This is a genomic window from Salmonella sp. 32100201201700099SM (assembly GCF_017572645.1).
Classification (GTDB): domain Bacteria; phylum Pseudomonadota; class Gammaproteobacteria; order Enterobacterales; family Enterobacteriaceae; genus Salmonella; species Salmonella enterica.
The window spans coordinates 265744-280729 of record NZ_JAGERQ010000007.1 but is presented as its reverse complement, the minus strand read 5'-3'; the positions used below and the strand labels follow the sequence as shown (position 1 = coordinate 280729).

Annotated in this window: 12 protein-coding genes and 4 pseudogenes; 14 read left to right on the top strand and 2 right to left on the bottom strand. The window is 51.4% G+C overall.

All coding sequences use genetic code 11. The features are described from left to right. The first annotated feature begins 9 nt into the window (after positions 1-9). The 14 genes and pseudogenes from fucP to J4685_RS13815 all read left to right on the top strand — a co-directional run bounded on the left by fucP (position 10) and on the right by J4685_RS13815 (position 14097). The gene (gene fucP, locus J4685_RS13880; RefSeq protein ID WP_000998359.1) at positions 10-1326 is read left to right on the top strand and encodes an L-fucose:H+ symporter permease; all 1317 of its coding nucleotides are present in this window, start codon (positions 10-12) and stop codon (positions 1324-1326) included. 11 nt (positions 1327-1337) lie between these two features. Continuing rightward, entirely contained in the window at positions 1338-2351 is a 1014-nt protein-coding gene (locus J4685_RS13875) for an aldose 1-epimerase family protein (RefSeq protein WP_000213205.1), read from the top strand. Between the two features lie 153 nt (positions 2352-2504). After that, positions 2505-3095, top strand: coding sequence for a transcriptional regulator UhpA (gene uhpA, locus J4685_RS13870; RefSeq protein WP_000633672.1), 591 nt, complete (start codon positions 2505-2507; stop codon positions 3093-3095). Continuing rightward, positions 3055-4596 (top strand): annotated as a pseudogene (gene uhpB / locus J4685_RS13865) (signal transduction histidine-protein kinase/phosphatase UhpB). Before uhpA ends, uhpB begins: the two are co-directional and overlap by 41 nt. A gap of 9 nt (positions 4597-4605) precedes the next feature. Next, positions 4606-5934: pseudogene (locus J4685_RS13860) on the top strand (MFS transporter). Between the two features lie 142 nt (positions 5935-6076). Next, positions 6077-7468, top strand: a pseudogene (uhpT, locus tag J4685_RS13855) (hexose-6-phosphate:phosphate antiporter). A gap of 192 nt (positions 7469-7660) precedes the next feature. After that, positions 7661-8113: a DUF1198 domain-containing protein gene (locus J4685_RS13850; RefSeq protein WP_001519640.1), complete on the top strand. Its 453-nt coding sequence runs from the start codon at positions 7661-7663 to the stop codon at positions 8111-8113. A 352-nt stretch (positions 8114-8465) separates the two neighbouring features. Next, positions 8466-9209, top strand: a complete 744-nt coding sequence (locus tag J4685_RS13845) for a GntR family transcriptional regulator (protein ID WP_000854956.1) — start codon at positions 8466-8468, stop codon at positions 9207-9209. Positions 9210-9226: 17 nt separating this feature from the next. After that, positions 9227-9700 (top strand): PTS sugar transporter subunit IIA, encoded by a 474-nt coding sequence (locus J4685_RS13840; RefSeq protein WP_001152237.1) that lies wholly within the window; start codon positions 9227-9229, stop codon positions 9698-9700. Further along, a complete protein-coding gene (locus tag J4685_RS13835; protein ID WP_000041396.1) occupies positions 9697-9984 on the top strand; it encodes a PTS sugar transporter subunit IIB in 288 nt (95 codons plus the stop codon). The genes J4685_RS13840 and J4685_RS13835 overlap by 4 nt, the downstream gene beginning before the upstream one ends. A 75-nt stretch (positions 9985-10059) precedes the next feature. Further along, positions 10060-11418 carry a PTS galactitol transporter subunit IIC gene (locus tag J4685_RS13830; protein ID WP_000997825.1) on the top strand — a complete coding sequence of 453 codons (1359 nt, stop codon included), beginning with the start codon at positions 10060-10062 and terminating at the stop codon, positions 11416-11418. Beyond that, entirely contained in the window at positions 11411-12895 is a 1485-nt protein-coding gene (locus J4685_RS13825) for an FGGY-family carbohydrate kinase (protein ID WP_001113547.1), read from the top strand. Before J4685_RS13830 ends, J4685_RS13825 begins: the two co-directional genes overlap by 8 nt. 62 nt (positions 12896-12957) lie before the next feature. Then, on the top strand, positions 12958-13818 hold the full coding sequence (locus J4685_RS13820) for a class II aldolase (RefSeq protein WP_001131797.1): 861 nt from the start codon (positions 12958-12960) through the stop codon (positions 13816-13818). 9 nt (positions 13819-13827) lie between these two features. Beyond that, positions 13828-14097, top strand: a complete 270-nt coding sequence (locus J4685_RS13815; protein ID WP_000621109.1) for an HPr family phosphocarrier protein — start codon at positions 13828-13830, stop codon at positions 14095-14097. A 90-nt stretch (positions 14098-14187) separates the two neighbouring features. Here the strand turns inward: J4685_RS13815 and J4685_RS13810 are convergent, their stop codons facing one another. Further along, complete coding sequence (locus tag J4685_RS13810) at positions 14188-14511, bottom strand: helix-turn-helix domain-containing protein (RefSeq protein WP_001274841.1); 324 nt, start codon at positions 14509-14511, stop codon at positions 14188-14190. Further along, positions 14495-14854: pseudogene (locus J4685_RS13805) on the bottom strand (type II toxin-antitoxin system RelE/ParE family toxin). The gene J4685_RS13810 and the pseudogene J4685_RS13805 overlap by 17 nt, the downstream one beginning before the upstream one ends. Between the last annotated feature and the right edge of the window lie 132 nt (positions 14855-14986).

Here is a 14986-nt window from a genome sequence, read left to right as displayed (position 1 = left end):
GGTAGCACTATGAACGATAAAAACATCGTTCAGATGCCCGACGGGTATCTGAATAAGACACCTCTGTTCCAGTTTATTTTGTTATCCTGTTTATTCCCATTATGGGGATGCGCCGCCGCGTTAAATGATATTCTGATTACGCAATTTAAAAGTGTATTTTCGCTGAGCAACTTTGCTTCGGCATTAGTACAAAGCGCCTTTTATGGCGGTTATTTTTTAATTGCTATTCCGGCCTCGCTGGTCATTAAAAAAACCAGTTATAAAGTGGCGATACTTATCGGCCTGACGCTATACATTGTCGGCTGTACGCTCTTTTTCCCGGCGTCGCACATGGCGACCTACACCATGTTCCTCGCGGCGATTTTCGCCATTGCGATTGGCCTGAGTTTCCTGGAAACGGCGGCGAATACCTACAGTTCGATGATCGGGCCGAAAGCCTACGCCACGCTGCGGCTGAATATCAGCCAGACCTTTTATCCAATCGGCGCGGCGGCAGGAATTTTATTGGGTAAATATCTGGTCTTTTCCGAAGGGGAAAGCCTGGAAAAACAGATGGCGGGCATGAATGCCGAGCAAGTCCACAACTTCAAGGTGCTGATGCTGGAAAACACTCTGGAACCCTATAAGTACATGATTATGGTTCTGGTAGTGGTGATGGTACTGTTCCTGCTGACGCGTTTCCCGACCTGTAAAGTCGCGCAAACCGCGAGTCATAAACGTCCCTCGGCGCTGGATACGTTACGCTATCTCGCCAGCAACGCCCGTTTCCGTCGCGGTATTGTGGCGCAGTTCCTGTATGTGGGAATGCAGGTGGCGGTCTGGTCGTTCACTATCCGTCTGGCGCTGGAGTTAGGCGATATCAATGAGCGCGATGCCTCAACCTTTATGGTCTACAGCTTCGCCTGCTTTTTTATCGGCAAGTTTATCGCCAACATTCTGATGACACGCTTTAACCCGGAAAAAGTCCTGATCCTTTACTCTGTGATCGGCGCGCTGTTCCTTGCCTATGTGGCGCTGGCGCCCAGCTTTAGCGCGGTATACGTGGCGGTGCTGGTCAGTGTTCTGTTTGGCCCCTGCTGGGCGACCATTTATGCCGGAACGCTCGATACCGTCGATAACGAACATACCGAAATGGCGGGGGCGGTCATCGTGATGGCGATTGTCGGCGCGGCGGTGGTTCCCGCGATTCAGGGCTACGTGGCGGACATGTTCCACTCGCTACAGCTCTCATTCCTGGTTTCCATGCTGTGCTTTGTTTACGTTGGCGTTTACTTCTGGCGCGAAAGCAAAGTGCGCGGCAACCTGGCTGAAGTCGCCGCGTCCTGAGGAGATCAACCATGACAACACGTATTACATTATGGCGGGAGCTTTTTAGCGAGCAGCCGCGTATCTTGCTGGAAAATGATGATTTTACGGTTACGGCGTTTCGTTACGCCAGCGGCGTGGAAGGACTGAAAATACAAAACAGCCGCGGTCATCTGGTGATTCTGCCCTGGATGGGGCAGATGATTTGGGACGCGCAGTTTGACGGTCATGATCTGACTATGCGCAACATGTTCCGCCAGCCGAAGCCGGCTGCGGAAGTGGTGGCAACGTATGGTTGCTTTGCTTTCCATTCCGGACTATTGGCGAATGGCTGCCCGTCGCCGGAAGATACACATCCGCTGCACGGCGAGATGCCCTGCGCTGCCATGGACGACGCCTGGCTGGAGTTAGAGGGCGACAGTCTGCGCGTGACCGGGCGCTACGAGTATGTGATGGGGTTCGGTCATCATTATCAGGCGCAACCTGCGGTGGTAATGCGTAAAGCAAGCGCGCTGTTTGATATTCAGATGACCGTGACTAACCTGGCTTCAGTCGCCATGCCGCTACAGTACATGTGCCACATGAACTATGCCTATGTGCCGAACGCCACGTTCCGCCAGAATATCCCGGATACCGCGCTGAAGCTGCGCGAGTCGGTGCCGGCGCATGTCAAACCCACGGCGCAGTGGCTGGCGTTTAATCAACGACTTTTGCAGGGTGAAGCCTCGCTGGCAACGCTCAACGAGCCTGGCTTTTACGACCCGGAAATCGTGTTCTTCGCCGATGAACTGGACAGGTACACGGATACCCCGGAATTCAGTATGATCGCCCCGGATGGCACCACGTTCGTGACACGTTTCGCCAGCGCGGAGCTCAATTACGTGACCCGCTGGATTCTTTATAACGGCGATCAGCAGGTTGCCGCCTTTGCCCTGCCCGCGACCTGTCGGCCTGAAGGTTTTCTCGCGGCGCAGCGAAATGGAACCTTGCTTCAACTGGAACCGCAGCAAGCCCGGACGTTCACCGTCACGACAGGCATTGTCTGACCGCTCAAGGCTTGAACACCCAGGCACTTATCGTTAAGGTAAGTGCTTTTGCCGGATGGCGGCATTAATGCCTTATCCGGCCTACAACGGCACCTGCCCGTAGGCCTGATAAGCGCAGCGCCATCAGGCATGCCTTAGCGCCAGGATGAACCCATGATTACCGTTGCCCTTATCGACGACCACCTTATCGTCCGCTCCGGCTTTGCACAGCTACTGGGGCTGGAACCTGATTTGCAGGTGGTCGCTGAGTTTGGTTCCGGGCGCGAAGCGTTGGCAGGCTTACCGGGGCGCGGCGTACAGGTGTGTATCTGCGATATCTCGATGCCGGATATTTCCGGACTGGAGCTGCTAAGCCAACTGCCAAAAGGGATGGCGACGATCATGCTCTCGGTTCACGATAGCCCGGCGCTGGTGGAACAGGCGTTGAATGCCGGCGCGCGCGGTTTCCTCTCTAAACGCTGTAGTCCGGATGAACTGATCGCCGCGGTGCATACGGTGGCGACGGGCGGCTGCTATTTGACCCCCGATATTGCCGTGAAACTGGCGGCGGGTCGGCAAGATCCGCTAACCAAACGCGAGCGTCAGGTGGCGGAAAAACTCGCCCAGGGTATGGCGGTAAAAGAGATTGCCGCCGAGCTGGGGCTGTCGCCAAAAACGGTGCATGTCCATCGCGCGAATCTGCTGGAAAAATTAGGCGTCAGCAATGACGTTGAACTGGCGCATCGCATGTTTGACGGTTGGTAATGAACACCTTTTTTCCCGTTTAATCACCGTTGTTGCCTGCTTTTTTATTTTCTCCGCCGCGTGGTTCTGCCTGTGGAGCATCAGCCTGCATCTGGTAGAGCGCCCGGAGCTGGCGGCGCTGCTCTTTCCCTTCGGCCTGCGCCTGGGACTTATGCTGCAATGTCCGCGCGGTTACTGGCCAGTATTGCTGGGCGCGGAGTGGCTGCTGGTGTACTGGTTGGCGCAGGAAGTTGCGCTGGCCCATCTGCCGCTTTTGATGATCGGTAGTGTGTTGACGCTACTGCCCGTGGCGCTGACTTCGCGTTACCGCCATCAGCGCGACTGGCGCACGTTATTGCTTCAGGGCGCGGCCCTCACCGCCGCGGCGCTACTGCAATCCCTGCCCTGGCTGGGGCAGGGGGAAGCGGCATGGAACGCGCTACTGCTGACCCTCACGGGTGGTCTGACGCTGGCCCCCATCTGCCTGGTTTTCTGGCACTATCTCACCAGCACTACCTGGCTGCCGCTGGGACCATCGCTGGTATCGCAGCCGGTAAACTGGCGCGGGCGGCATCTGATCTGATATCTGCTGCTGTTTATCGTCAGTCTGTGGCTGCAACTGGGGTTACCTGCTGAACTTTCGCGCTTCACGCCGTTCTGCCTGGCGTTGCCGATTATCGCGCTCGCCTGGCATTATGGCTGGCAGGGCGCGCTCATTGCCACACTGATGAACGCTATCGCGCTGATCGCCAGCCAGACCTGGCACGATCATCCCGTCGATTTATTACTTTCGCTGTTGGCGCAAAGCCTGACCGGGCTACTGCTTGGCGCGGGCATTCAGCGTCTGCGCGAGCTGAACCAGTCGTTGCAAAAGGAGCTGGCGCGCAACCATCGGCTGGCGGAGCGTCTTCTGGAGACCGAAGAGAGCGTGCGGCGCGATGTTGCGCGTGAGCTGCACGATGACATCGGGCAGACCATCACCGCGATTCGAACCCAGGCGGGCATTGTGCAACGACTGGCGGCGGATAACGGCGGCGTGAAGCAGAGCGGGCAACTTATCGAGCAGCTTTCGCTGGGCGTGTATGACGCCGTGCGTCGCCTGCTGGGGCGCTTGCGCCCGCGCCAGTTAGACGACTTAACGCTGGCGCAGGCCATCCGTTCGCTGCTGCGCGAAATGGAGCTGGAAAGCCGCGGTATTGTCAGTCACCTCGACTGGCGAATTGACGAAACGGCGCTGAGTGAAAGTCAGCGCGTGACGCTGTTTCGCGTCTGTCAGGAAGGGCTGAATAACATCGTAAAACATGCCAATGCCAGCGCGGTGACGCTCCAGGGCTGGCAGCAGGATGAGCGGCTGATGCTGGTCATTGAGGATGACGGCAGCGGCCTGCCGCCGGGCTCTCACCAGCAGGGCTTCGGCCTGACCGGAATGCGCGAACGCGTGTCGGCGCTCGGCGGGACGCTAACCATCTCTTGTACCCACGGTACGCGGGTGAGCGTCTCGTTGCCCCAGCGTTACGTTTAAGGAAGGATAATGCTTTCGTTTTTAAAAGCCCCGGCCAACGCGCCGCTCATCACCGATAAGCACGAGGTTGACGCCCGCTATCGCTACTGGCGGCGGCATATCCTGATCACCATTTGGTTGGGTTACGCGCTGTTCTATTTCACCCGTAAAAGCTTTAACGCCGCCGCGCCGGAAATCCTTGCCAGCGGCATTCTGACCCGCAGCGATATCGGCCTGCTGGCGACGCTGTTTTACATCACCTACGGGGTGTCGAAATTTGTCTCCGGCATCGTTAGCGATCGCTCTAACGCTCGCTATTTTATGGGCATCGGGCTGATTGCGACCGGCGTAGTGAATATTCTGTTCGGCTTCTCGACCTCGCTGTGGGCCTTTGCTCTGCTATAGGCGCTGAACGCCTTTTTCCAGGGGTTTGGATCGCCGGTTTGCGCCCGTTTGCTGACCGCCTGGTACTCGCGTACCGAGCGCGGCGGCTGGTGGGCGTTATGGAATACCGCGCACAATGTCGGCGGGGCGCTGATCCCTCTCGTTATGGCCGCTGTCGCCCTGCATTATGGCTGGCGCGTCGGGATGATGGTGGCCGGATTGCTTGCCATCGGGGTGGGTATGGTCCTCTGCTGGCGGCTGCGCGACCGTCCGCAGGCGATTGGTTTACCGCCGGTAGGCGACTGGCGGCACGATGCGCTGGAGGTAGCCCAACAGCAAGAGGGCGCGGGGCTAAGCCGCAAAGAAATCCTCGCTAAATATGTGCTGTTGAATCCCTATATCTGGCTGCTTTCGCTGTGTTATGTCTTAGTGTACGTGGTGCGCGCGGCGATCAACGACTGGGGCAACCTGTATATGTCCGAGACGCTGGGCGTGGATTTGGTCACGGCCAACACGGCAGTATCGATGTTTGAGCTGGGGGGATTTATCGGCGCGCTGGTGGCGGGCTGGGGCTCGGGCAAACTCTTCAACGGTAACCGCGGACCGATGAATTTAATCTTCGCCGCCGGGATTCTGCTCTCTGTGGGTTCGCTGTGGCTGATGCCGTTCGCCAGCTACGTGATGCAGGCGGCCTGTTTCTTCACCACCGGTTTCTTTGTCTTCGGCCCGCAGATGCTCATTGGCATGGCGGCGGCGGAGTGCTCGCATAAAGAGGCGGCGGGCGCGGCCACCGGCTTTGTCGGCCTGTTCGCCTATCTCGGCGCGTCGCTTTCCGGCTGGCCGTTAGCGAAAGTGCTGGAGATCTGGCACTGGACCGGTTTTTTTGCGGTCATCGCCATCGCGGCGGGGATCTCCGCGCTATTGCTGTTGCCATTTCTGAACGCTCAGGCCCCGCGCGAGACCAGCGAAGCGTGATGCACCTCACCTTTTTGCGCTGAATGGGGCAAAACTAAGAAATTTTCCCGGTTTTGCCTGGACGCTGTCGCAGGCCACTTTTCCTGTGGATTTTTACAATGCCTGCCATTCGCAGGTATAAAAATTAGCTCAGGAGTAATCCATGCTGGCCTTCTTAAACCAGGTGCGTAAGCCGACCCTGGATCTGCCGCTCGATGTGCGGCGTAAAATGTGGTTCAAGCCGTTCATGCAGTCCTATCTGGTGGTTTTTATCGGCTACCTGACCATGTACCTGATCCGCAAAAACTTTAACATCGCGCAGAACGACATGATCTCTACCTACGGGTTGAGCATGACCGAGCTGGGGATGATTGGCCTGGGCTTCTCGATCACCTATGGCGTGGGGAAAACGCTGGTTTCCTACTACGCTGACGGTAAAAATACCAAGCAGTTTCTACCGTTTATGTTGATCCTCTCCGCTATCTGTATGCTCGGCTTCAGCGCCAGCATGGGCGCGGGGTCAACCAGTCTGTTTCTGATGATCGCTTTCTATGCCCTGAGCGGTTTCTTCCAGAGTACCGGCGGATCGTGCAGCTACTCGACCATCACCAAATGGACTCCGCGTCGTAAACGCGGCACCTTTCTCGGCTTCTGGAATATCTCCCACAACCTCGGCGGCGCGGGCGCGGCAGGCGTGGCGCTGTTCGGCGCCAACTACCTGTTCGACGGTCACGTCATCGGCATGTTTATCTTCCCGTCGATTATCGCGCTGATTGTTGGCTTTATCGGTCTGCGTTTCGGCAGCGACTCCCCGGAATCTTACGGTCTGGGTAAAGCTGAAGAACTGTTCGGCGAAGAGATCAGCGAAGAGGACAAAGAGACTGAAGAAAATGAAATGACCAAGTGGCAGATCTTTGTTGAATATGTGTTGAAAAACAAAGTGATCTGGCTGCTGTGTTTCTCCAATATCTTCCTGTATGTGGTGCGTATTGGTATCGACCAGTGGTCAACCGTCTACGCCTTCCAGGAACTGAAACTTTCTAAAGAGGTGGCGATTCAGGGCTTTACCTTGTTTGAGGTGGGCGCGCTGGTCGGCACGTTGCTGTGGGGCTAGCTCTCTGACCTGGCGAACGGTCGTCGCGCGCTGGTGGCTTGCGTGGCGCTGGCGTTAATCATCGCCACCCTCGGCGTCTACCAGCACGCCAGCAACCAGTATGTCTATCTGGCCTCGCTGTTCGCGCTCGGTTTCCTGGTGTTTGGGCCGCAGCTGTTAATTGGCGTGGCGGCAGTCGGTTTTGTACCGAAAAAAGCCATCGGCGCTGCGGACGGTATCAAGGGCACCTTCGCTTATCTTATCGGCGATAGCTTTGCTAAGCTGGGTCTGGGCATGATTGCCGACGGCACCCCCGTTTTTGGTCTGACCGGTTGGGCGGGTACCTTCGCCGCGCTGGACGCCGCCGCGATCGGCTGTATCTGCCTGATGGCGATGGTCGCCGTGATGGAAGAGCGCAAAATCCGCCGTGAGAAAAAAATTCAGCAAGTCAATATCGCTTAAATGTGTGCATTTGGTAACGTTTTGCCCGGCTTAACGCCGGGCTTTTTTATGCCTTGCGTTCGTCAGACAGGACATCCGGCGTCTGGCGTGAATGAAGACAGGCGTTAATAAATCACATCCTGACAGGCCAGAACGTCGACAGTTATAAATTTACCGTTATGATGGGCATCCTGTTTGGTGATGGATGTGCGCATGATTTGGTTGATTCTGGCCACGTTTGTGGTGGTGTTTATTGTGGGTTTTCGGGTGCTGACATCGGATACCCGCCGGGCGATTCGCCGCCTGAGCGAACGTCTGAATATTGATGTAGTGCCGATAGAATCGATGATTGATCAGATGGGTAAAACGGCGGGCGGTGAATTTTTACAGTATCTGCATCGCCCTGATGAGTCGCATTTGCAAAATGCCGCTCAGGTGTTACTGATCTGGCAAATGGTGATTGTCGATGGCGGCGATCAGAATTTGCAGCGGTGGCATCGCTTGCTGCAAAAAGCGCGTTTAGCCGCGCCGATCACCGACACACAGGTACGGCTGGCGCTGGGCTTTTTGCGCGAAATGGAACCCGATATGCAGGAGATCAACGCGTTTCAACTGCGCTATAACGCCTTTTTTCAGCCGGAAGAGGGTGTCCACTGGCTGCATTGATACTCTTCACTATCTCGTTAACAAAAGACGAGATGAATGAGGCTGGCAAGGGCGGAGAGCCACGATTAACGGCCAGATGGCGCGATTCATCGTTAGCCAAATAAAGCGTAGCCGCCATCGTATTTGCTAAGGGTGAACCACAGAAGTAACGCACCGAATAACCGCTAACGACGCCAAAACGTCAGAGACTTGTAGCTCATCATTTCTGTGACATATATCACGGAAATGTGATCTTGTTTTGAACACTAAAACTGTGACTCCTTGCCATACCTTCTGTCTCAAAATTTCTTATCATAAACTCGAAGTTGTACATGATTGTCTATAGACAACTCTAAATGTTTAGGCGCGCACCATGAAAACATTGAGTAAAAGTTCACACATCCCACTGTATCAACAGGTTGTGGAGTGGATAAGGGAAAGTATTTATAGCGGAGAATTGGTTGAGGATGACCGGATACCTTCAGAGTTTCAAATCATGGATATGCTGGAGGTGAGTCGCGGTACCGTTAAAAAAGCGGTTGACCAACTTGTCCGGGAAGGTGTTCTTGTGCAAGTGCAGGGTAAAGGAACTTTCGTAAAGAAGGAAAATGTTGCTTACCCACTGGGTGAAGGTTTGCTCTCCTTTGCTGAAGCCTTAGCCAGCCAGAAGATAAACTTCACAACCAGTGTTATAACCTCCCGACTGGAGCCCGCTAACCGCTTTGTAGCAGAGAAACTGAGTATCAAACCGGGACAAGATGTTTTATTTCTTAAACGCCTTCGTTGTATTGGCGATGAAAAAGTCATGTTGATTGAAAATCGTATCAACATTGATCTCTGCCCCGGTATTATTGATGTAGATTTTACCAGGGAGAATTTATTTTCAGCAATAGAAAGATTATCTGATAAGAAAATAAGTTTTTCTGAAAGCCGTTACGCAGCTAAATTAATTGGTAATGAGCGAGGCCATTATCTTGATATTGGTGAAGACGCACCTGTTTTGCATTTGGAACAGTTGGTATTTTTCTCTAGAGGATTGGCCATTGATTTTGGTAACGTCTGGTTAAAAGGTAATAAATATTATCTTGGCACTATTTTACAGCGCCTGGATGCCTAACTAGCAAAGAGGAATCTATGCAGGATATTCATTTTCGCCGTCATTATGTTCGCCACCTCCCTAAAGAGGTGAGTCAGAATGATATAATCAAGGCTCTTGCCAGTCCGTTAATTAACGATGGTATGGTTGTATCTGATTTTGCCGATCACGTCATTACGCGAGAACAGAATTTTCCAACGGGTCTACCGGTTGAGCCTGTAGGTGTCGCTATTCCACATACTGATCACAGGTATGTTCGCCAAAACGCCATTAGCGTTGGAATACTGGCAGAACCCGTCAATTTCGAAGATATGGGCGGGGAACCAGATCCCGTACCTGTCAGGGTGGTGTTTATGCTTGCTTTAGGTGAAAGCAATAAGCAGCTCAACGTACTGGGTTGGATTATGGATGTGATCCAGGATGAGGATTTTATGCAGCAGTTACTGGTCATGAATGATGATGAAATTTATCAGTCAATTTACACACGCATATCTGAAAGAGGTGAAGTATGAGTAAAATGATACTATTTGTTTGCGCAACGGGTGTTGCTACTTCCACGGCTGTGGCAGAAAAAGTAATGGAATATTGTAAAGACAATGGGCTTGATGTTAATTATTCACAAACTAATGTAGCCTCATTGCCAAACAATACCGATGGTGCAGCTTTGGTTGTATCAACAACGAAAGTTCCTTATGAACTGGATATTCCGGTTGTTAGTGGCCTGCCAATCATTACCGGAGTAGGTGAAGATAAAGTTCTTGAAAAAATAGTTTCAATCCTTAAAGGCCAAGCCTGATTTCATAAATAAAAAACAGATAAATTACCCAGGCGCTAACGCGAGGTCTGGTCACATCTGAATAAGAGGTCGGATATGAATGATATAGCACATACTCTCTATACCGTTGTGCAATATGTCCTGGGATTTGGCCCAACGGTTTTATTGCCGCTGGTCCTTTTTTTCCTGGCATTGTTCTTCAAAGTAAAACCCGCTAAAGCACTTCGCTCATCGTTAATTGTCGGAATAGGGTTTGTCGGAATTTATGCCATCTTTGACATACTTACCAGCAACGTAGGCCCGGCTGCACAGGCAATGGTTGAGCGAACTGGTATTAGTCTTCCTGTTGTCGATTTAGGCTGGCCACCATTGGCCGCAATTACCTGGGGCTCACCAATCGCACCCTTTGTCATTCCGCTGACGATGCTGATTAATGTCGCCATGCTGGCCCTGAATAAGACACGTACTGTTGATGTCGACATGTGGAACTACTGGCACTTTGCCCTGGCTGGAACGCTGGTTTACTACAGCACAGGGAGTTTTGTTTTGGGTCTGTCCGCAGCCGCTATTGCCGCGATCGTGGTTCTCAAACTGGCGGACTGGTCAGCGCCATTAGTGGCAAAGTACTTCGGTCTGGAAGGTATTTCACTTCCGACCCTGTCATCTGTCGTCTTCTTTCCAATTGGATTGCTGTTCGACAAAATTATCGACAAGATCCCGGGTGTTAACCGTATTCATATTGATCCGGAAAACGTTCAGAAAAAAATGGGAATCTTCGGAGAGCCTATGATGGTGGGTACTATTCTGGGGGTCTTGTTGGGCATCATTGCCGGGTATGATTTTAAACATATCCTGTTGCTGGGGATCAGCATTGGCGGTGTCATGTTTATTCTTCCGCGTATGGTACGAATTTTGATGGAAGGTTTATTACCTCTGTCTGAAGCCATTAAGAAATATTTGAATGCCAAATATCCTGGCCGTGATGATCTCTTTATCGGACTGGATATCGCGGTAGCAGTAGGTAACCCAGCCATTATATCTACAGCACTGATTCTGACACCCATCTCTGTCTTCATTGCATTCCTTCTTCCTGGCAATAAAGTCCTGCCACTCGGAGACCTTGCGAACCTGGCAGTCATGGCTTCCATGATTGTACTGGCATGTCGTGGCAATATTTTCCGGGCTGTGATAACCGCAATTCCTGTTATTGTCGCCGACTTGTGGATTGCGACCAAAATTGCGCCATTTATTACCGGTATGGCTAAAGATGTCAATTTCAAAATGGCTGAGGGGTCAAGTGGTCAGGTATCAAGCTTCCTTGATGGCGGTAACCCCTTCCGTTTCTGGCTGCTTGAAATATTCAACGGAAATATTATTGCTATCGGGCTGATTCCTGTGCTTGCGCTGGTTATTTATGGTGTTTTTCGCCTGACAAAAGGAACGGTCTATGCCTGATTACCACGCAGCGCTTGTCATTGACATTGGCACAACTAACTGCAAAGTCAGCTGTTATTCCTGTCATGACGCGTCAGTTCTGGAAGTCCGCAAGTTTCCGACGCCAACAATATCGTCGGACAAAGGCGAGGTAGATTTCGATATCGAAGCGCTGTGGCAGGCACTGCGACTGGTAATGGCTGAACTGGTGGCTTCAGTACCGTTTCCGGTAAAAAATATCAGTATTGCGAGTTTCGGTGAGTCTGGCGTCTTTGTGGATAAGGAGGGCGTCATTCTTACCCCGATGTTGGCCTGGTATGATCGACGTGGTGAATCTTATCTCTCGTCATTAAGCAAGGCAGAGGCTGAAGAACTGTATTCTATAACGGGATTGCCACCTCACAGTAATTACTCAGCATTTAAAATGAGATGGTTGCTTGATAACTACTCCTTGCATGAAAGAAAAGATATCTGCTGGTTACATGCTCCAGAAGTGTTGTTGTGGCGAATGACAGGTGCGAAAAAGACGGAAATATCCCTGGCCAGTAGAACGTTGTGTCTGGACATTGCTCACCGTACCTGGTCTCGTAATGCTGCCGGGATTCTCGGCATACCGTTCGGTGTACTGGCTCCGTTGATAAAGCCGGGTGAAGTGGCCGGATGGATGACAGCAACGCTTAGAGAGGAATTGGGCTTCTCTCATGAGGTAAAAGTCACCCTCGCTGGACACGATCATATGGTCGGTGCCCGCGCATTACAGATGCAACCGGGCGATGTGCTGAATTCTACCGGCACGACAGAGGGTATTTTACTGCTGAATACACAGCCAACGCTTGATGTGCAGGCTCGCAGGGATAAGCTGGCAAATGGTTGTTACTCCGATGGTGAATTTTTCACGCTTTTCGCATCTCTGCCTGTCGGCGGTTATGCGCTTGAATGGGTGAAAAAAACCTTTCGTTTAACTGATAAGGAAATAAGCACAGGCCTGGAAAAAGCCATGGAGCAATACCTCAAACCTTCCTGGTCTGTCGAGCATGTGCCGGTATTTATTCCTCATTTGCGGGGCTCGGGTTCGCCACATAAAAACCGGCACACTCGTGGCCTGCTTTTTGGTCTGACGGATTCACTTCCTCCGGAGTCTCTGCTTGAGAGTGTCTTTATCGGCCTGGCGATGGAGTTTGCACACTGTCACGGGTGCTTTAATATCCCGGCGGGCAGGACAGTAAAAGTCATTGGCCCTGCGGTGAAAAACCCATACTGGCTCCAGTTGAAGGCTGACATCCTCCAGTGTCCAATTGAGGCCATTGCTTTTGATGAAACCGTCTCCCTTGGAGCATTGTTGATAGCCTGTCCGAATGTTGTCCCCCCGACTGTTCCTGTGGCTGAGCGATATTTTCCTGACGCGGTTCGTTCTGCAAAGTTGAAAATATATCAGCAGCAATGGCTGTCATTTTACCAATTTAAACTGCGGCAAGAAGGGGCGCTTATTGGTGAATAACTGTGATAACTCAATAGTTCGATAATTTACTTACACTGCTCACATAAATATCTGGAGTTAATATGCCTTTAGTCAATGGTAGGATCCTGCTCAATTGTATTCAGGAAAAACATGTCCTTGCGGGTGCATTTAATACAACGAACCTGGAGACAACAATTTCCATTCTTAATGCAATAGAACGTTCCGGATTGCCCAATTTTATTCAAATTGCTCCTACTAATGCACAGCTTTCAGGTTACGATTACATTTATGAAATAGTTAAGCGGCATGCCGACAAAATGGATATTCCTGTCAGCCTGCATCTGGACCATGGGAAAACTCTGGAAGATGTTAAGCAGGCTGTCCGGGCCGGATTTACCTCAGTAATGATTGATGGCGCGGCGCTACCGTTCGAAGAAAATATTGCATTTACCCGAGAAGCTGTCGATTTCTGTAAATCATTTGGTGTTCCCGTCGAAGCGGAATTAGGCGCTATTCTGGGTAAGGAAGATGATCATGTCAGCGAGGCTGACTGCAAAACTGAACCTGAGAAGGTTCAGCGCTTTGTTGAGGAGACAGGGTGCGACATGCTGGCAGTGTCAATTGGTAATGTACATGGTCTTGAAGATATCCCACGCATTGATATCCCGCTATTACAACGCATCGCGTCTGTCAGTCCGGTACCTTTGGTTATTCATGGAGGTTCTGGTATTGACGCGGATATTCTTCGCAGCTTTGTTAATTACAAAGTAGCCAAAGTGAATATTGCGAGTGATTTGCGCAAAGCCTTTATTACTACTGTCGGTAAGGCTTGGGTAAATAATAACAACGAGGCTAATCTGGCACGCGTCATGGCGAACGCAAAACAGGCAGTTGAGGATGATGTTTATTCTAAAATTAAGATGATGAATAAACATCACTCAGCATTCCGCAAAGTCTCTTAAGGAAAATATATGATTAGACAAACAGTACGCGTTATGAACAGTACGGGGCTTCATGCGCGGCCAGCCGCTACACTTGCGAAAATTGTCAAAAAATACCAGTCTTCATTAACGCTAGTTAATAATGACAAAGAAATTCCCATTAAAGGAATGATGAGTATTTTGGGGGCTGGCGTAAAGGGAAACACAATGATTGATTTAATTTGTGATGGACAGGATGAGCTGGCTTTTATGGATGAATTAAAATCTGCATTTGCTGATGGCTTTGGTGAGTCAGTATAGTGCAATTCCCGTCAAACGGCGCAGGAAGTTGTAGAGGCTTCCTGCACTCATTATCGTATGAATAGCCTTAACAGACCATCGGTAAAACCCTCATACCAGCACCTTTAGCCCGTGTTTTTGGACAACATTAAGTAGTTTCAGTGACATCCCGCTGGGACGCTTGGCGCCGCTTTCCCACTTTTGAACCGTTGATACGCTGGTATTCAGGTACCGAGCGAAAACCGGCTGGCTAACGTTGAGTTCTTCTCGTAACGCTTTTATTTCAAGTGGCTGCAGGTCTTTGATGCTGCTTAAGCAGGCCGTGTCAAAACTGCGCATTGTCTCCTGGGGAATGGCATCCACGCTAAATAATCCAGATGCCGCGCTATGAATCGCTTCAAAGGCAGGGCTTTTGAATTTAGTTTTTGCTGACATGGCGCACCTCTACCAGTTCTTTGTTATTAATGAGTGCCGTTATCTGATATTCGGTCAGGCAAGCATAGTGTTTTGCTAACTCACGGAAACCCGCAAGTTCGCGATAGCGAATGTTGGCTATATCCTATTTGGCATACAGGAAGGTGTAAAACCAATGTTCGCCTCCCTTTGCCAATACGATTGCGCGATCGCGGTTTTGATTGAGACGTTTTTTATAAACCCCGCCGCCAAGATTATCTGCTTTTCCTTGCAGTACGGCGTTGATGGCCTCGCTTAACTCGTCACCTTTTATCGTGTGGGACTTCGCTTCTCTGTTAAACCACCTGGTTTTGAAGATTCGCATCAGGTTGACATCCTGTAATCTAAAGTATAGCACCAGGTGATACACTATGTCTCACCTTTTGGTTTTGCACGCAGCGAGAGAAGATAATTCTCAACGCTCGACCAGCCTCGCAAAATGCAGCGCAACAAAGTC